Consider the following 18,075-nt stretch of genomic DNA (forward strand, 5'->3'; position numbering starts at 1 on the left):
ATCACCGTCGAGGGCGAAATGTTTCGTATCGTTTTTTGGATGAACGCTCGATTATAGTTTCTCGAAAGCAAGGTATGGTCAGTGAATTATCGGTGTGCCTCGTTTGTAATTAGACTAACGTAACCGCCACAGTTCGCTCCGGCGGCGGGTCGGTCGTTGGCCCGAAACAGTGAGGCTGGCGCGCGGCAATTGCGCGGCAAGACGCGGTGGGACTATTGCAAGTAGGCGAGTGCGCAGATCGTTCCAGGTCACGCTGAAGAAGATCAGCGAGCTTCCCGCTACTAGAAGACCCATTACGGCTGCCAAGTCGCCGTTGCCGAACTGATCGAAGATGCCCACGGTGGGCACGAGACAGCCTACAAGCAGCGAGCGCCGGTCAAGCAGCAGGGAAATCACTGCTGCGCCTGCCACCATAAGCAAAACATAGGGAAGATCTGCAACAGGGAGCCCGGTTAGGATCAGTTGGCCATCCTCCATGCCGGTTCCGGTCAAAAGCCAGAACAGCGCACGACTCATCAGCACCCCGGCGAGACAATGGAGCCAGAAGGCGACCTGTGACCGTTCGGTTTCACGGCGAATGTCAGTGAGGTCCCACCATATTCCGGCGATCATAGTGCCAGTTGCAATGGCGAGAGCCGCCCCGGCGACAATCCACTGGTTCTTATAACCAACTGTCTGTCCAATGGCCAGCAAGAGAGCAAAAGCATAGCCTGCGATTGCAAGCGCGATTGTCGGAGGGAAGCGGAAGGCGCACCAGTGAGCGCGCATGAGGGGCCCATGTGCCGCAATAATCACAAGGAAGATGGGGAGAGTATAGTCCCTTGGCCGGATCGGTGAGGCCTCGGCAGCGGCAGCTGCCACGATCCCCAAGCCAATTAAAGAGAACCCAGCAAATGCTGCCGTCAGCACTAAGGCCAGGGCCGGGGCGGAGCGAAGTTTTATCCGCAGGGTGAGTTTGAAGAGCACGGCGCACGTGACTCCGCAAGATATCGAAAGCAAAGGCCAAATGTATTTCGGGTTGCCGAGACTGGCCATAAATAGGCCAACTGCGGCTAGGATCATCGCGGCGCCCAAGCCGATCACAAGGTCTGCGTAGCCGCCAAACAGCTGGAATTTTTCCGAGGTCGGAGCGGGCATGCCATCCTGCTTGGCTTGGAAGTTGCGCAGCGCTATCGCCTGATCTTCGCCAATCAAACCGGCCGCAGCAGCCGCGTCGAGATCTATTTCCGTTCGCATTAGAGAACGATACCGAGTTGATAGCTAAGCATTCGCTAAGGCGATTGAGGGTCAGTCAGCCCGCATCCTAGTTCATCTTCCCCATCGATTATCAGCAGACGGTTCATTAGCCGAATGTCTGCTTTACCTAGGATCGTCGGCAATTCAGAGCGAGCCTTTAAAAGTGTAGACTTCTCCGAGAACCTCTCGCCAATTCCGGGCCGAGATCGAAAAAAGATCGTATTGCAGCAGGACGTGATACGCTATGTCCTTGCAGACCGAGCAAGAACGTTTGGTCTTAGTCAGCGCCCAGCAAAACCGCCTCAAGCTTGTCGAACGCCTGCTTCCAGCCGCCTTCTCCGCCAGAGCCTGCAGGCACAGCGGCATGGGTCATCGTCATTCGTGTCCGGCCATCGGTCTCTGCCAGCTCGACGGTTACGTCGGTTACGTCGGTTACTTCGGGTGTTCCCTCGGGCTTGCCCATGCGCGATGGGGGGATGACGTTGCCTTGAGCGTCACACATGCTCTCGGTGTAGACCAACAGTAATTTAAAAATTGACGGCGGGACATCGACAGGCAGGCCCTACGACGATCTAGCTAGTTTCAATCGCTTCATTGACCTATCGATGTTTTGCTATTGGCAGTGCGCTTTGCCCCCCGATAGGTCGAAGATTGTCCGTCAGTTCGCTTCGAGATTCGGACAAAAAGCGGAACGACCGCTTTCGGCCCAGTTTCGGCCGGTCTGGAATGCGCCCCATTTCGGTCGTAGCCGTGCCTCCAGGCTCTCCCCGAAAGCGGACACGAAACTAACTCTAAATTGATCTTCCATCGTTCTTTCGTTGGCCAATTGCGGCCGAGGAGACCCGAAGGTGACAGTGGATTACGAGGCGCTTGAAGCCGTGTCGGTGTCCGAGGCTATAAAGTGGGCAGAGAGCCAATCCTGCCCCGTAACTCTCTATCTTTACGACCTTGGTGCGGGATTTGGAGATGAAGAGCATTTCGCCAATGTCGAAGTGCGATTCTATGAGGAAGACGACACCTAAGAAACCTCCGCAACCGGGTCGATAGCCGCCAGTCTGCTATTGGCACATCTGTAGCTCGGTGAAGCTGTCCCGAATTGGGTGGGAAGCGGACATTCTGCTCAGCACGCCTTACAGTCAGCTCGGGGGCCGATTGCGGACTGTCCACTTTAATTGTGAATGCATGAAAAGCTGCCGTAAGAATGGGCGGTGATCCGCGGCGTTGACAATGTGGTAATTTGGTGGGCGTAAGGGCGAATTATCAAATCTGTTGGTGTAGACTAACCTATGACTACGACCCGCGCGCTCGCCGCAGCAGCGCTCCTTCTGGCGGCACCTGCGGGAGCACAGAGCCTGGAGCAATCCTATGCCGATCAGTGCTCTGTCGATCAAAAGACCGAAGTCTGTGAGGTGCTTCGCAAGGCCCTGCTGGAAAAGCTTGAAAGCGGAAGTGCTGCGCCCGACAAGGTCCGGGCGGGTCCCATCGCGAGCGATGCTTGGCTAGCCTTCGCGACTCTCGCCGATGGAGGATACTGGTACGCGCCCGGCAGCATTCTCCGGTTCGAACCATCTGCTTCCGGACAAGTATTACGCTTCGAAGACCTTCTAAAGGAAAAATCCTCGTCGATCGAACTGCGCGATGGTCGCCCCGTCTGGACGGATGCATCTGGCGAATGGAGCACACGGGTCTCCGCCACGACAATCGAAGCTACGAAGGGCGACCAGTCTGACAAGATCAGTTTCTCCTTGGCGGGCGACAACACGCGTCTTACGCTGGACAGAACGTATCTGTTTCAGGGCCGTGTCCTTCAGGATGAGCCGGTCACCTATCGGCGTTTGTCGCCGCATGAGGTGGTCGAAATCGGCCATGAACTAACGCGTGTTCAAGACCCGGCTGTTCTTAGTCAAGTCTGGGGTAGCCTGGCAGATCGCACGGGTCGCGCATTTTCGGCCAAAGCCAGCTCGGACGGGAGCCAAAAGAGGATCAACTACTACTACTGGAATGTCCCGGGGGTTTCGCTTTTCGTCGATTCGGCTGATGTTACGAAGGGTCGGATTTCTCAGCAACCATTTACTTGGATTATGTATTCCTACGATCCCATCACCCAATCCGTGGCGATCGCCCGCGCTGACAGTGTCTCAATCAATGAAACTGGTGTTCAGATCAGTTACCCGGAAGCGCGAGTGGAATCCCAAGTCCGCCCTTCCGGCGGCTATTCAGAAGCCACGTTCAGATTGAAGAACGGAAAGTGGAAGAAGACCATCACTTTCGATTACGCTCCGGCCGGAGCCGACATCCAATCGACAATCGCTAGATTGACCGCTCCCAAGCAACGCGGGAGCGGCGGCCTGTTCGGCACGCTCCTAGGTGCCGCGGTCGGCGGTGTTGCCGCTGCAGCGGGTGGTGCGGATGCGGCGACCGCGGCAGAGCTGATGTTGAAGGGCGCGGCGGTCACCAGCGGCAATGCCCAGATGGCCGCCGCCATGGCCAAGGGTAGCGCAGAGGTCGCGGCCAGCAACGCGCAGATGGAATCACAGCTGCAAGGCTCCATCAACCGCGGGTTGTCGCAGGGCAACGCGCAATATCGCGCGGCGCAGGGACAGTCGCAGATCGGATCACAAAACGGACAACTGCGAGGCTCGGTCTCACCGCAAGGCTTATCCTCTGGGAGTGCGGCGGCGGCCCCATACGGCGATCCCATTGAGACATTGTATTACTTCTGTAGTGCCAACGCAAAGCCACTCGACGGCGGTCCTCGTGACGACTGGTATCTCTCGCGCATCGGCCCGGTGCAGGTCTCCACGCGCGGCGGCGCGCAGGATCTCGACGTGACACCCCCTTGGCGCGAATACATCACGTCACAGGTGCCCGGCGCCTTCTCGATCAATTGTTATGGCAGGCCGGACCGTGCCGAAGTCGAAGCGCAGAAGGCACGCATCAAGGCCAACAAATGGACTTCGCACGAAGTGGATTACGCCCCTCATACCCAGTGAGACGGCACCGCGAGGTCGAAGTTTGGCAGGAAGAAAAGGCTGCCATCTTCGATACTTGGTGCGAACGATTGCCAGCTTGCGACAACAGGCTATTAGCACCTGAGCGTCCGAAGTGAGTGCGCGTAGCTGACGCTTCTCCAATGTCCGCAATCGGGTCGTTAGCGGACTGGCAGCCTTTCGATAAAAGGGGCCAAAAGCGGACCGTCAGCTTCCGGCCCAGAAGCGGTCAAAAATAGCAGTCGATCGCCAATTGGAATTGCAGTGGGTGGCGACGATTTTCCTCTTTGAAAGGTCCCAAGCAGGACCCAAGCGAGCAACGCAGTTCAAGGGGCGTTACCCTTAACCTATTTGATTTGCCTGCTGGAAGTGGTGGTGCCGCTTAGGTGACTCGAACACCTGACCCCATCATTACGAATGATGTGCTCTACCAACTGAGCTAAAGCGGCACTGGAGGCGGCCCATATCCGCATGGCGGTGCGGGTGCAATGCCTCAATGCAACAGGTGGAGGCCCGAGCCGGAATCGAACCGGCGTGCAAGGATTTGCAGTCCTCTGCGTAACCACTCCGCCATCGGGCCTCATCCCGTCATCCGGCGCAAGCGCCGCGGAGACCGGCGCTGCTAGCCCAAGCGCGCGGACGGCGCAATGGGCTTGGCACACCGCTTCGTCACGCGTCGTGAAAGCTTGGCGGTTCCTTCGCCATGCCAGCGCGCACCGACTCGATCTGGTTGGGCGATCGCAGCAGCTTGATCTGCTCCTCGCTCTCGCGGAGCAACAGCGCGTCGGTGCTGTCGTCGTACCAGGCGTTGGAGATGCGCTTCGCCGCGCGGCTCGCGTGGGGGGAACGTGCTGCGATTTCGCGCGCGATGGCTGTGGCTTGTGCCAGCGGATCGGCGTCGACATGCGTCACGAAGCCGTATTCGCGCGCTTCCTCGCCCGAGAATTCGCGCGCGGTGTAGGTCAGTTCGCGCAGCACGTCGTCGCGCACGTTGCCGCGCCACAGCGGATAGCCTGCCATGTCGGGCACCAAGCCCCATTTCGCTTCCATCACCGCCATGCGCGTGTCGGGCGCCGCGACGCGGATGTCCGCGCCGCTCGCGATCTGGAGACCGCCGCCGAAGCACACGCCGTGGATCGCCGCGACCACCGGCATCGGCAGTTTTCGCCATGCCATCGCGGCCTGCTGCGGCGTGTTGGCGTTGCCATGCGTTCGCGCCGAGAGATCGTTGCCCGACCCACCGGCTGCCATCGATGCAAGATCGAGCCCGGCACAAAAGGCGCGCCCTTCGCCCGAAAGCACCACCGCGCGCACGCCCGGATGCGCGGCCAGGGCATCGCCGATATTGGCCAGCGCATCGAACATCGCGGGATCGAGCGCGTTCATCTTGTCCGGCCGGGCAAGACGCACCTGCGCCACGTGGTCAGTCACTTCGATCGTGATGCGTTGCTCGCTCATCTGCTGGGGTCTCTCTCGCTTCGGTTGGCTCGGTGATGACATAACGGCCGGGGTCGGGAAAGCCATGGCCGCCGAAAAGGCCGCGGTCCATGTCGTGCATCAGATAGCCGCCGCTGTCGTCGGTCCGCACCAGCCCTTCCACCCCGAACTGCGCCAGCCGCGCGCGCAGGCGCGAGATATGCACCTCCACGCTGTTCGTGCCCGGATCGTGATGAAGGCGCCAGACGTCGCGGAGCAGCGCCTTGCGGCTGATGGGCCGACCCCGCGCCTCGGCCAGCCGCCAAAGCAGCTCGAATTCGCGTGGACGAAGCGCCATCCACCGCCCGCCGGTCTGCGCGTCGCGATGGATGAGGTCGAGCGTCAGCGGCCCGATATGCCAGCTGCGCGGGATGCGGGTGTAGTTGATGACCGAGCGACTGACCCGCATCGCCAGCTCTTCCAGCGTGACGGACGATCCGCAGACATCAGCACAGCCTGCCGCGATCAGTCCGATGCGCTGGTGGCTGTCGTCGACTCCCACGGCGATCGTTCGGGCGCGCAGGCATTGCGCTGGCATATCGCGGCCATCGCACAGCAGCGGATGCACTCCTGCCAGCGTCAGGTCTAGGGTCCAGCCCAGCTGCCGCAGGTCGAACTGCGCCACGGGCTGCGTACCCCGCCCGAGCCAGGAATATCGTCCCACAAGCAGACCCCGTCATCATGAGGCCCCCTTGTCCCGGCAGACCCTGTCCCGAGCCCGGCTAACGGAGGCGGGCCGAGACAGGCAAGCCGGGAGACTGCGGATGCTGGCGCCTGCCGTCAGGCCGCGCTGGTGTTGACGCCCATGGACGACAGGTAACGCTTCACGTTGCGCGCGGCCTGCCGCAGCCGCTGTTCGTTCTCGACCATAGCGATGCGGACGTAGCCTTCACCATCCTCGCCATAACCGACACCGGGAGCGACCGCGACTTCGGCATGGGTGAGCAATTGCTTGGAAAACTCCAGGCTGCCCATGTCCTTCAGTGCGGGCGGCAAGGGCGCCCATGCAAACATGCTGGCCGGTGGGGACGGAATGTCCCAACCCGCACGCCCGAACGATTCGACCAGCACGTCGCGCCGCTTGTGGTAAAGCTGGCGGTTCTGTTCGACGATGTCCTGCGGCCCGTTGAGCGCGGCCACGCCTGCTGCCTGAATAGGCGTGAAGGCGCCGTAATCGATGTAGCTTTTCACCCGCGTCAGTGCCGCGATCAGCGTGCGGTTGCCGACGGCAAACCCCATCCGCCAGCCCGCCATCGAATAGGTCTTTGACAGCGAGGTGAACTCGATCGCGACGTCCTTCGCGCCCGGAACCTGCAGGATCGAGGGCGTCGGCTTGCCGTTGTAGTAAAGCTCCGAATAGGCGAGGTCGGAAAGGATCCAGACCTTGTGCTCGCGCGCCCAGTCGACGAGCTTCGTGTAGAACTCCAGGTCGACAACCTCCGCCGTCGGGTTCGACGGGTAGTTGACCACCAGGATGGTCGGACGCGGGGCGGTGAAGTACATCGCCTTTTCCAGCGCATCCCAATAGTCGGCATTCGGCGTCGTGGGTACGGAACGGATCGTGGCGCCCGCGATGATGAAGCCGAAGGTATGGATCGGATAGCTGGGATTGGGCGCGAGAATGGTGTCGCCCGGCGCGGTTATCGCGGTCGCGAGGCTGGCAAGTCCTTCCTTGGACCCCAGCGTGACCACGACTTCGCTTTCGGGATCAAGCTCCACCCCGAAGCGGCGCTGGTAGTAATTGGCCTGCGCCTTGCGCAGACCGGGGATACCCTTCGACTGGGAATATCCGTGCGCATCGGGGTTCTGTGCCACCTCGCACAGTTTGTCGATCACGTGCTCGGGCGGCGGCAGATCGGGATTGCCCATGCCGAGGTCGATAATGTCGCGTCCCGACTGCCGCGCCGCGTGCCGCATCGCGTTGACTTCGGCGATGACATAAGGCGGCAAGCGCTTGATACGATAGAATTCGTCGTCCATTCGGGAAATATCCTGTGCCTTCTGGCTAAGCTGGGCGCACAATTGTGACGCAATCGAATCGCCAGCGCAACGCCTAACCGCGGCGTTTGCTGCGCCGCACAAGAGTTGATAGGACAAGCCGCGATGGACAAATCCGACGATACGCCCGCCTTCGACCCCTCGACGCTGGCGACGATGTTCACGCCCAATCCCGCCGCGATGCAGCAGATGTTCTTTCCCCTGCTCGGCTCGCCACAGGCGGGCGGCGTCGCCGCCATCGACCCGGCGCGCTGGGGCGAGAACATGCAGAAGCTGCAGGAAGTATGGACCGCCTACCAGCGCGAAACCGCCCTGTCGCAGACACCGCCGCCATTCCTCGATCCGACCCAGTGGTCAAGCTTCTTCGAAGGCTGGTATCGTTCGATGCCGTTCACCCATCCCGATGTTCAGCAGGAACTGTGGAACGAAGGGATGCGCGTGTGGCAGTCCGTCATGTCGCTCTATGGCCAGACCGGCCTCGAAAGCGCGCAGGTCAATGCCGACGCTCTCCCCCGCAAGGATCGCCGCTTCGCCGATCCCAAGTGGCGCGAGCAACCGGTCTTCGCGCTGATCCACCAGACCTATCTGATGCTGGCCGAACGGCTCGAGGCGATGGTGGACCAGATCGACGGCCTGAGCGAAGACAAGCGCGAGCAACTGCGCTTTTCCACCCGCACCGCACTGGAAGCGCTGTCGCCCGCCAATTTCGCGATGACCAACCCCCTGGTGATCGAACGTACGATGGCGACCAGCGGAGAGAACCTCGTCAAGGGGGCGGAGCATATGCTTGCGGACCTGCGCAAGGGCCAGCTCACCCATACAGACGCGGATGCCTTCACCCTTGGCGAAAACATCGCGATCACGCCGGGCAAGGTCGTGCACCAGACCGACATGCTCCAGCTGATCCAGTACACGCCGACCACGGACAAGGTGCTGGAAACGCCGCTGGTGATCTTCCCCCCGTGGATCAACCGCTATTACATTCTCGACCTCAATCCGCAGAAAAGCTTCATTCGCTGGGCGGTGGAACAGGGCATCACCGTGTTCGTCGCGAGCTGGAAGTCGGCCGATGCGAGCATGGTCGACGTGGTGTGGGACGATTACATCCAGGCCGAGATCGACGCCGTGGACTTCATCCGCGACCGGCTCGACGTGCCCAGCGTCCACGCGATCGGCTATTGCGTTGCAGGCACAACACTCGCCGCGGCGCTGGCGATCCTCGCGCGGCGCAAGGAAGCCGACAAGGTCAGGAGCGCGACCTTCTTCACCGCGCAGGTCGATTTCGAGGAAGGCGGCGATCTCAAAGCGTTCATCGCCGAGGGGCCGCTGGCGATGGTCGATCAGGCCAGTGGGCCGGGCTATCTCGACGGGCGCTTCATGGCGGCGACCTTCAACATGCTGCGCTCGACCGACCTGATCTGGAACTACGTCGTCAACAATTACATGATGGGGGAGGACTATCCCGCCTTCGACCTCCTGCACTGGAACGGCGACACCACGAATCTTCCGGCGAAGTGGCATGGCAGTTACCTGCGCGATCTCTATCGCGACAATCGCCTGGTCCTGCCCGACGAGATGTCCGCCTGCGGCACGCCGATCGACCTGACGCGGGTCAAGACGCCGTCCTACATCCAGGCCGGGCGCGAAGATCACATCGCGCCGGCCGCCAGCGTCTTCAAGATGACCCGCCATTTCGACGGGCCGACCCGGTTCGTCCTCGCGGGCAGCGGCCATATCGCGGGAGTGGTCAATCCGCCTGATGCGAAGAAATACCAGTACTGGACCAACGAGGCTGAGGTATCCTCACTTGCCGAGTTCCGCGAAGGGGCGATCGAGCACCCCGGAAGCTGGTGGCCGGACTGGCTGTCATGGCTGACCGCACAGGGCTCCGAAACGGTTGCGGCGAAAGGCAAGCGTGTGCCCGGAAGCAAGGGCGACAAGGTCATCGAAGACGCGCCCGGGACATACGTCCGCACCCGGTAACCGGGGCGCCCTTGCCGTTTTGTGCAGTGCACAAATTTCCTTGACAGGTCGACTGCCGATGCTTATTGTGCAGTGCAACAAAGCGATCGAACCAAGGAATGAAACATGGCAGATGCCACGGCTGACAAGACCCTCGAAGCCAGCGAAAAGGCTTTCGCCGAAGCTGCCGAGAAATCGGTCAGTGAAAAGGCTGTCGCTCAGGCCGTCCAGGCGGACAAGCCGAAGCCGGAAGTGAAACCGGCAGAGGTCGCCAAGGCCGTCGCCGCAAAGGCTCCCGCTCCCGCCAAGGCTCCGGCCAAGAAGGCAGTGGCGAAGAAGGCTCCTGCGAAGAAGCCTGCCCCCAAGGCGAAGACATTGCCCGCGAAATCGAAGGCCAGCGATCTGACCATTCCGTCGCTGAAGAAACCGGCGCAGCCCGCCGAACCCAAAACCACACTTACCGAACTCAAGGAAACCATCATGGCCAAGACCCAGACCAACACCGTCGCAGACACGATGAAGACCGCGATGAGCGAATTGCAGACCCGCGCCAAGACCGCCTACGAAAAGTCGACCGCCCTCACCGGCGAAATGGTCGAATTCAGCAAGGGCAACGTCGAAGCCATGGTAGAAAGCGGCAAGGTGCTCGGCACCGGCATGCAGGACATGGGCAAGTCCTATGTCGAAGAAATGAAGGGCGCCTACTCGACCGTCACCGGCGACATGAAGGAAATGGCTGCCGTGAAGTCGCCGACCGAGCTGTTCCAGCTGCAAAGCAAGATTGCTCGCCGCAACTTCGACAATGCCATCGCCTTCGGTTCGAAGAACACCGAAATGATGGTCAAGCTGTTCAACGATGCCTTCGCGCCGATTTCGAGCCGCGTGAGCGTCGCTTCGGAAAAGCTGTCCAAGGCAGCCTGATCGAATTTTCTCCGCCGCGGCTCTCTCTCCTCTCCAAAATCCGCGGCAGGGGAACCGGGGGTTACCCCGAAACACGGGCCGGGCAGTCGCGAGACTGTCCGGCCCGACCTTTTGCAGCTGACCTTTTTTGAGTGCCCGCGACTTGAAGCGCGGCCCGACTCTTGCGATATTCGCGGTTCAATGATCGACCCCGCCACCTTCTCCATCCTTCCCGCACGCCTTGCGGGCGACGCGCCCGAAGGGCCGCCGGACGATGGCGACGGCGACGGCCAGGTCGGCCTCGCGACGAAGACGCGGACGAAGCCCAAGCGCCCCAGCCAGTTCAAGGTGCTGATGCTCAACGACGATTACACGCCGATGGAATTCGTCGTCATGTGCCTGAAGCGCTTTTTCAGCATGGACCTGGAACAGGCCACGCGGGTCATGCTCCACGTCCACCAGAAGGGCGTCGGCGTATGCGGCATCTTCCCCTACGAAATTGCCGAAACCAAGGTGAACCAGGTGATGGATTTCGCGCGTCAAAATCAACATCCGCTGCAATGCACGCTGGAAAAAGCCTGAAGGGCATGACCGCGGTGTGATGCCGCGCTATAGCCGGACCCGACCGGACCCCAGCGCGAGCATATTCCTCCCTTGAAACTCTTCACCGCCACCGACCGCTATATCCTGCGCCTGGTGCTGGTGCCGATGATTTCCGTCTTCGTCATCGCGGCATCGCTGCTGTTGCTCGACAAGATGTTGCGACTGTTCGACTTCGTCGCGGCAGAGGGTGGGCCGGTCGGCATCGTCTTCCGGATGCTGGCGAACCTGCTGCCCGAATATGCCGGTCTTGCCATTCCGCTCGGCCTGATGCTCGGCATACTGCTGGCCTTCCGCAAACTTGCGACCAGCAGCGAGCTGGATGTCTTCCGCGCGGTCGGGATCGGCTACGGGCGCCTGTTGCGCGTGCCCTATATGATCGCCTTCGGCCTTGCCGCGCTCAACTTCGCCATCGTCGGTTATCTCCAGCCACTCAGCCGCTATTACTACGAAGAGCTGGAGTTCCAGCTTCGCTCCGGTGCGCTGGGTGCCTCGATCAAGGTCGGCGAATTCGTCACGCTGGCGGACCGCATGGCGCTGCGCGTCGAGGAAAGCGAAGACGAGGGCCGCCGCCTGATGGGCATTTTCGCCCGCGTCGCCAGTTCCAAGGGCACAGTGCTGTCGATTTCCGCGCGCGAGGGGCGCTTCCTGTCGAACAAGGACAATCGCGACACGATCATTCTGCGGCTGGAAGACGGCACCATCGTGCAGGACATTCCCGGCAGCGACCCGCGCGTCCTCAGCTTCTCGCGCCATGATCTGCCGATCGATCTGCCTGCGATCGAGCGGTTCCGCGGTCGTGGAGACCTCAAGGAAGACCGCGAGTATATCCTGCCCGAACTGCTTAAACTGGGTTGGGACAAGGGCGCTTCCGACCTCGTTCGCGACCAGAGCCAGGCCGCTTTCAACTATCGCATGGTGGAGGTCGTGATGATGCTGCTTCTGCCGCTTCTCGCCGTGGCACTGGCGATCCCGCCGAAGCGATCGACCTCCGCGCTGGGCGTGTTTGTGTCGATCGTGATGGTGGTCGCCTATCACAAGATCAATCAGTACGGGGAATCGGTCGCCTCGCTTGGCCGGCTCGATCCGTGGCTCGCGCTATGGGGGCCGTTCGCAATCTTCGCCGCGCTGATCATCTGGATGTATTACCGCGTCGCCTATGTTCCCGGCGGGCAGGCGATCGGGTGGATGGAAACCGCCTTTGCCAAGCTCGGAAAACGCTTCAAGTCGCTGCTTCGCAAGGTTCGGCGGGATCCACGGCCCAGCGTGATCGGAGGCGCGGATGCGGCTTGATTTCTTCCCCTCGCGCAGGCTGACGACCTACCTCGCGAAGACGTTCGTCGTCCGCATTGCCGCCGTGCTGGTCATGTTGGTGGTGGTCCTGCAGGCGCTCGACCTGCTTTCGCAGACGGGCAACATCCTCGCCCAGCCGGGCAACGGACAGGCCGAGGTGCTGCAATATGTCTCGTTGCGCGCGCCGCAGCTGGTCGCGCGCTTCCTGCCCTATTCGGTGCTGCTGGCAACCATCATCACGCTCGCCACGCTAAACGCCAACAGCGAGGTGATCGCGATGAAGGCGGCAGGCCTCTCGGCGCATCAGATCCTCGCGCCGCTGGTGCTGACGGCAGGCGTGATCTCGGCAATCAGCTTCACTTTTAACGAAACCGTGGTCACCCGTGCCTCGGCCAAATTGCAGGCTTGGGATGCCGTCGATTTCGGACCGATCCCCACGGACGAGAAGGCGCGGACCAACGCCTATTTCACATCGGACGACGACATATTGGTGGCCCGGCTGGTGTCGGGCGAAGGTGACGACATCACCCTGAGCGGCGTGACCTTCTACGAGCGGGGACAGGGCGGCGCGATCGTGCGCCAGTTTCGCGCGGACCGTGCGACCTACGCAAACCCCGGCTGGGCGCTGGAGCAGCCGACCCGGTTCGACGTCGGCCCCGCCCTGTCCGTGGAAACCCCCGAGACCTTTATCGTGGCCGAACGCCTGACACCGGCGCAGATCATGCTGGGCAAGATCGATCCCGATGCCACGTCGGCGGGCGAATTGTCCGACCATATCGACGCGCTCGACGCCGCCGGGCGACGCACGGCGGAGCTGAAGGGCGCATGGTGGCACAAGTTTTCCGGTCCGCTGTCCGCCTTGCTGATGCCGATCCTCGGTGCGGTGGCGGCCTTCGGGCTCGCGCGATCGGGGCAGTTGTTCGTCCGCGCGGTGATCGGCATGGCGTTGGGCTTTGCCTATTTCGTCGTCGACAACGCCGCGCTCGCCATGGGCAATTTCGGAGGCTACCCGCCACTTCTGGCAGCCTGGGCTCCCTTCGTGCTGTTCGCGCTGATCGGTGAGGCCGTGCTCATCCGCACCGAGGAATAGCGGAATGTGGCGCAAATAAGGCTTGCATTGCCCGATTGGCGCCTTATTTAGTTTGTGTCGCCCTTTCGCATGACAGGGCGCGCTCTCAGGAGAAGACTTATGAAGAAGATTGCTCTGACCGCCGCTCTGGTTCTTCCCATCGCGCTCGGCCTCGCCGCCTGCAACGAAGCCGAAGCGCCGTCCACGGACGTTGCCGAAGACACCACAGCCACCATGCCGGCCGAAGACGCCGCTGCTGGCGACGCGATGGTCGACGGCACGGTCGAAGGTGACGCGGCTGCCGCCGACACCAGCGACACGGTCTCCGTCAGCGAAGACGGCGTGAACGCTTCGATCAACGACGGCGAAACCGCGGTCGACGTGAACATGGACGAAGATCCTTCGGCCACCGTCACCACCAACTAAGGCGTTTTCGCCTTTGACGTGAAGCGGCCCCTGCAGCGATGCGGGGGCCGTTTCCGTTTGGGATCAGGAGATGCCCCGGCCCCGCGTCATGGTGCTGCGCGCTATGCGTCCGACCAGCACCGCCATGCCCTTGTGATTGGCACCGTGGAACGTCGAATCCGTGCCGAGCGCCTTCGCCAGGCGCCGATGCGCCTCCGGCAGGGAGTGGTAAGGCATCGACGGCATCAGGTGATGCAGCGCGTGATAGCGCAGGCCGACCGGCGCCCACAGTTCGGCCATCAGGCCCGGAGGCGGGACATTGACCGAGTCCAGATATTGGGCGGTCACGGTCATCGGCTCGCCTTCATTCTCCCACAGATGCGCGACAAGCGTGCGGAGCTGGTTGAGAACGCCGACGACGGAGAAGACGGCAAGCGCGATCAGCAAGGGGCGCCAGCCGATGAAGAAAATGCTTCCAATCAGGGCGATGGCCCACACGGTGGCCCCGACCTCCTGCCACAGGACGCGCGCTTTCAATTCGCCTTCGGGCGGGCGGCGGCGGAAATCGGGATTGATCGCCAGCGCGGAGAAACGCTCCCACACGGTCCGGCGCAGCGGCGGGATCGCGAGGCTGAGCGGATTAAGGATACCGAAGCGAATGATCAGGCCGATAGGCGCGAGCAAGGCTATCGCGACAAACGCAGGCAGCGACCACGGTTTCATCAGCGCGAGCGGCAGGTATTCCGGATCGTCCTTCGTCCCGTATTGCGTGCGCTTGTGATGCAGCGTGTGAACGCCCTCGTACATGAAGGACGGGGTCAGCATCGGTATTCCGACAAGCAGGTTCCAGCCGAGCCGGAATCCGGGCAGCGCGCTGCGGTGAATATGGCTGATTTCATGGATGAACAGCAACGCACGATAGAGCGCGAGCACGGCGACCAGCCCGCTCGCCACCGCAGCCACCGGGTTTGCCAGCAGGATAGCGCCGGCCAGACCGGCATAACCCAGACCCGCCGAGATCAGCAGGTCCGGCCAGTAGATCGCACCGCGGGCCTCTGCGATGTCCTTGGTCAGGTCTCGCGCGGCGCGCAGCATCGCCTTGTCGTCCGGAATATCGGCGTGGACACGGCGCGCCGGGGCTGGCGAGCCCGCGGTCGGTGCGATGGTGTCGATAATCGGTTGCGTGCTCATGGTCGGGTTCGATCTGCTTGTAGGGGGAAGTGCACCCGGGGGGCGCTGTATCATCGCCGGGCAGTGTCGGCAAAGGCCCGCTTGACAATGCCCGTATGCCACACACAGGGCTAAGCCAGGCTGAACGGAAAGGGCTCGTGTGGCTGACGGCAAAATAGTGGTCGCCCCTGTGTCGGGCAAGCGCGACACGCGCGAATTTCTCGATGTCACTTATCGGCTGAACGCCGGCGATCCGGCATGGGTACCCCCGCTTCGCCAGGAAGCGCGCGATCTTATCACCCCCGGCAAGAACCCGTTTCACGAACACGCGCGGATGCAGCTGTTCCTGGCGCGGCGGAATGGCGAAACGGTCGGTCGCATTTCCGCCCACATTGACGAGCTGGCGCTGGAACAGCCGGTGGAACAAGGAATGGGGCCGGGCACCGGCATGTGGGGCCTGCTGGAAGCGACCGACGAAGCTGCCGCGCACGCCCTTATCCACGCTGCGGAGGATTGGCTGCGCGGACAAGGCATGACCCGCGCGCTCGGCCCGATCAGCCTTTCGATCTGGGAAGAGCCGGGTCTTCTGGTCAAGGGCCACGACCACTCGCCTACCGTGATGATGGGCCATCACGACCCGCGCTACGAAAGCTGGGTCGAAAGTGCGGGCTACGCCCGGGCGAAGAGCCTCTATACCTACGAACTCGACATCACCGGCGATTTTCCGCCGCTGATCGCGCGGATCGTCCAGTCGGGGGAGCGCAATCCGAAGATCAACATCCGGCAGGTGGAACTGGCCCATTTCGACCGCGACGCGGCGATCATCCTCGACATTCTCAACAACGCCTGGTCGGACAACTGGGGCTTCGTTCCCTTTACCCAAAGCGAAGTCGCCCATGTCGGCAAGGCACTGAAGCCGCTGGTTCGCGAAGACCTGATCATGATCGCCGAGATCGAGGGAGAGCCCGTCGCCTTCATGATGACCCTTCCCGACTTCAACGAACCGATCAAGGCAGTGAACGGCAAGCTCCTGCCGCTGGGGTGGGCGAAGCTGCTGCTGTGGTTGCGCAACCCCCAGTGTCGCACCATGCGCGTACCCTTGATGGGCGTGGTCAAACGCCTCCAGAGCAGCCGTGTCGCCAGCCAGCTTGCTTTCATGATGATCGAGAAGATCCGCCAGAACGCCATAACCCGCTACGGTGCGACACGCGGGGAAATCGGGTGGATCCTGGAAGACAACCAGGGGATGATCGCGATTGCCGATGCGATCGAGGCGACGATCAACCGCGAATACGTCATTTATTCGCGCGATCTCTAGCTGCGGCGAGGAACAACGCCAGATTCCGCCCGTTTCAAACCGCACAGTCGCGGAGCGCCGAATGGCAAGAAAATTACAGGGCAGGAAAGCCGGCAGGATTGCCGGCAAGAACTACGGCAACGTGCTTGTCGTGGAAGATGATGCCGTGCTCGCGCTGACGATCGAACAAACCTTGCTCGACGCAGGGGCGAGTCAGGTCGAAACCTGCGCCAGCACCGCGAAGGCCATGGAAAAGCTGGAAAGTTTCAGTCCGCAGATCGCGGTGCTCGACGTGCATTTGGCCGATAGCGACAATGGCTGGGCCATCGCCGAACTCGTCACACAGATCGTCCATCGCAAACCGCGGATCATATTCTCGACCGGGACGCCCGAAGACGTGCCCGAACACATCGCGCAGCTCGGCACGGTGCTTGCCAAGCCCTACAGCGGTGAGGAATTGATTGCGGCAATCGACGGTGCGGACGCGAAGCCCGGACTGATCGCTCGCCTGCGCAATTCCGTCGCCTGACCTCTTTCCTGATCAAAGCTGACTGCTAACCGCAAAAGCCGGTTGCGCGCTCCCGTGCGTCGGCCCATTTTGCCATGACCGAAAAAAGGCCTCCATTCTCTTGGAATGGAGGCCTTTCGGGATCGTATCACCAGCCGCTTGGACGGGAGGGGGGTCTCGGCGGTGATACATGGATAATGCACCACCTTTCAGCCTGTTCCCGCTGCCCGAAATTTTTTGCGATCTGCCCGTTGCTGGCGCATGAGGCGATGCGATTGCGATGAGGGGAACCCGATGCGGGGCCGGTCGTTGCAAGCGGAGAACACTTGCACGGGAATCAATTATGTCACTCAGCGCACAAGTCGCTTCCAATCTCCCATACCTGCGTCGCTACGCGCGCGCGCTTACCGGATCGCAGGCGACGGGCGACGCCTTCGTGCGCCAGACCCTCGAAGCCGCACTCGCGGATGACGATCTGAAGGCCTCGCTCGGCGAAGGCCGCGTGCCGCTCTACCGTGCCTTCAACAAGATCTGGTCGAGCGCCTATCTCGAAGTTGCCGATGCCGACGCGCCCGGCGTTGCCGAAAGCGGCGCGGCCGAACAGCTCAGCCGCATCACTCCGCTCAACCGCCAGGCGCTGTTGCTGACAACGCTGGAAGACTTTACCAGCGCGGAAGCCGGCACGATCATGGACATGGACCCGTCTGAGGTCGACTCCCTGGTGCAGGAAGCGATTGCCGAAATCGATCGCGAGTCCGCGACCAGCGTCCTCATCATCGAAGACGAGCCGCTGATTTCGATGCAGCTCGAAGACCTCGTCACCTCGCTCGGCCATGAGATTTGCGGCACGGCCGCCACCCGCACGCAGGCGCAGGACGTCGTTGCGGAAAAGACGCCCGGGCTGGTGCTTGCCGATATCCAGCTGGCCGATGGCAGTTCCGGCCTCGATGCGGTCGACGACATCCTGAAGCTGTGCGATGTGCCGGTGATTTTCATCACGGCCTATCCGGAACGGCTGCTGACCGGCGACCGCTCCGAACCGACCTACCTCGTGACCAAGCCGTTCGAGGAATCGACGGTGCGTGCAGCTATCAGCCAGGCGCTGTTCCTCGGCCAGAAGGGCTGACCGGGGTGCCGCCTTATGCGGCTTACTCCTTGAAATAGATAAGCG

Annotated in this window: 17 protein-coding genes and 2 tRNA genes; 11 read left to right on the forward strand and 8 right to left on the reverse strand. The window is 61.7% G+C overall.

Features of this window, described 5'->3' with window-relative positions; genetic code table 11:
* Positions 1-114 precede the first annotated feature (114 nt).
* Entirely contained in the window at positions 115-1,236 is a 1,122-nt protein-coding gene (locus ACXYN8_RS11685; RefSeq protein ID WP_458889636.1) for a hypothetical protein, read from the reverse strand.
* 277 nt (positions 1,237-1,513) lie between these two features.
* Positions 1,514-1,738, reverse strand: a complete 225-nt coding sequence (locus ACXYN8_RS11690) for an SRPBCC domain-containing protein (RefSeq protein ID WP_458889637.1) — start codon at positions 1,736-1,738, stop codon at positions 1,514-1,516.
* Between the two features lie 346 nt (positions 1,739-2,084).
* On the opposite strand from ACXYN8_RS11690, the gene ACXYN8_RS11695 reads away from it, so the two are divergent.
* Together ACXYN8_RS11695 and ACXYN8_RS11700 are read left to right on the forward strand one after the other, a co-directional pair.
* Complete coding sequence (locus ACXYN8_RS11695; RefSeq protein WP_458889638.1) at positions 2,085-2,258, forward strand: hypothetical protein; 174 nt, start codon at positions 2,085-2,087, stop codon at positions 2,256-2,258.
* A 264-nt stretch (positions 2,259-2,522) separates the two neighbouring features.
* Entirely contained in the window at positions 2,523-4,229 is a 1,707-nt protein-coding gene (locus ACXYN8_RS11700; RefSeq protein ID WP_458889639.1) for a hypothetical protein, read from the forward strand.
* 370 nt (positions 4,230-4,599) lie between these two features.
* Here ACXYN8_RS11700 and ACXYN8_RS11705 read toward each other — a convergent pair.
* From ACXYN8_RS11705 to ACXYN8_RS11725, 5 genes are all read right to left on the reverse strand, one after another.
* Positions 4,600-4,675 (reverse strand) — tRNA-Thr (locus ACXYN8_RS11705).
* 57 nt (positions 4,676-4,732) lie between these two features.
* Positions 4,733-4,806, reverse strand: a tRNA-Cys gene (locus ACXYN8_RS11710).
* A gap of 89 nt (positions 4,807-4,895) precedes the next feature.
* Positions 4,896-5,684 carry a crotonase/enoyl-CoA hydratase family protein gene (locus ACXYN8_RS11715; RefSeq protein WP_458889640.1) on the reverse strand — a complete coding sequence of 263 codons (789 nt, stop codon included), beginning with the start codon at positions 5,682-5,684 and terminating at the stop codon, positions 4,896-4,898.
* Positions 5,650-6,366, reverse strand: a complete 717-nt coding sequence (locus ACXYN8_RS11720) for a winged helix-turn-helix transcriptional regulator (protein WP_458889641.1) — start codon at positions 6,364-6,366, stop codon at positions 5,650-5,652. Before ACXYN8_RS11720 ends, ACXYN8_RS11715 begins: the two co-directional genes overlap by 35 nt.
* Positions 6,367-6,482: 116 nt before the next feature.
* Complete coding sequence (locus ACXYN8_RS11725; protein ID WP_458889642.1) at positions 6,483-7,682, reverse strand: LL-diaminopimelate aminotransferase; 1,200 nt, start codon at positions 7,680-7,682, stop codon at positions 6,483-6,485.
* Positions 7,683-7,805: 123 nt separating this feature from the next.
* Between ACXYN8_RS11725 and ACXYN8_RS11730 the strand changes: the two genes are divergently transcribed.
* From ACXYN8_RS11730 to ACXYN8_RS11755, 6 genes are all read left to right on the forward strand, one after another.
* The gene (locus ACXYN8_RS11730) at positions 7,806-9,683 is read left to right on the forward strand and encodes a PHA/PHB synthase family protein (RefSeq protein ID WP_458889643.1); all 1,878 of its coding nucleotides are present in this window, start codon (positions 7,806-7,808) and stop codon (positions 9,681-9,683) included.
* A gap of 105 nt (positions 9,684-9,788) precedes the next feature.
* On the forward strand, positions 9,789-10,583 hold the full coding sequence (locus ACXYN8_RS11735; RefSeq protein WP_458889644.1) for a phasin family protein: 795 nt from the start codon (positions 9,789-9,791) through the stop codon (positions 10,581-10,583).
* A gap of 180 nt (positions 10,584-10,763) precedes the next feature.
* Positions 10,764-11,144, forward strand: a complete 381-nt coding sequence (gene clpS, locus ACXYN8_RS11740; RefSeq protein ID WP_458889645.1) for an ATP-dependent Clp protease adapter ClpS — start codon at positions 10,764-10,766, stop codon at positions 11,142-11,144.
* A gap of 72 nt (positions 11,145-11,216) precedes the next feature.
* Positions 11,217-12,455, forward strand: coding sequence for an LptF/LptG family permease (locus ACXYN8_RS11745; RefSeq protein ID WP_458889646.1), 1,239 nt, complete (start codon positions 11,217-11,219; stop codon positions 12,453-12,455).
* Complete coding sequence (gene lptG, locus ACXYN8_RS11750) at positions 12,445-13,545, forward strand: LPS export ABC transporter permease LptG (RefSeq protein WP_458889647.1); 1,101 nt, start codon at positions 12,445-12,447, stop codon at positions 13,543-13,545. The genes ACXYN8_RS11745 and lptG overlap by 11 nt, the downstream gene beginning before the upstream one ends.
* A gap of 99 nt (positions 13,546-13,644) precedes the next feature.
* Positions 13,645-13,950 carry a hypothetical protein gene (locus tag ACXYN8_RS11755; RefSeq protein WP_458889648.1) on the forward strand — a complete coding sequence of 102 codons (306 nt, stop codon included), beginning with the start codon at positions 13,645-13,647 and terminating at the stop codon, positions 13,948-13,950.
* 63 nt (positions 13,951-14,013) lie between these two features.
* Here the strand turns inward: ACXYN8_RS11755 and ACXYN8_RS11760 are convergent, their stop codons facing one another.
* Positions 14,014-15,120 (reverse strand): fatty acid desaturase family protein, encoded by a 1,107-nt coding sequence (locus ACXYN8_RS11760; RefSeq protein WP_458889649.1) that lies wholly within the window; start codon positions 15,118-15,120, stop codon positions 14,014-14,016.
* 139 nt (positions 15,121-15,259) lie between these two features.
* Between ACXYN8_RS11760 and ACXYN8_RS11765 the strand changes: the two genes are divergently transcribed.
* The 3 genes from ACXYN8_RS11765 to ACXYN8_RS11775 all read left to right on the forward strand — a co-directional run bounded on the left by ACXYN8_RS11765 (position 15,260) and on the right by ACXYN8_RS11775 (position 18,030).
* Positions 15,260-16,417, forward strand: a complete 1,158-nt coding sequence (locus tag ACXYN8_RS11765) for an N-acetyltransferase (RefSeq protein WP_458889650.1) — start codon at positions 15,260-15,262, stop codon at positions 16,415-16,417.
* Between the two features lie 61 nt (positions 16,418-16,478).
* Positions 16,479-16,925 (forward strand): response regulator, encoded by a 447-nt coding sequence (locus ACXYN8_RS11770; protein ID WP_458889651.1) that lies wholly within the window; start codon positions 16,479-16,481, stop codon positions 16,923-16,925.
* Between the two features lie 322 nt (positions 16,926-17,247).
* A complete protein-coding gene (locus ACXYN8_RS11775; protein ID WP_458889652.1) occupies positions 17,248-18,030 on the forward strand; it encodes a response regulator in 783 nt (260 codons plus the stop codon).
* The last annotated feature ends 45 nt before the right edge of the window (positions 18,031-18,075 follow it).

The sequence above is a fragment of the Altererythrobacter sp. CAU 1778 genome (assembly GCF_054482795.1).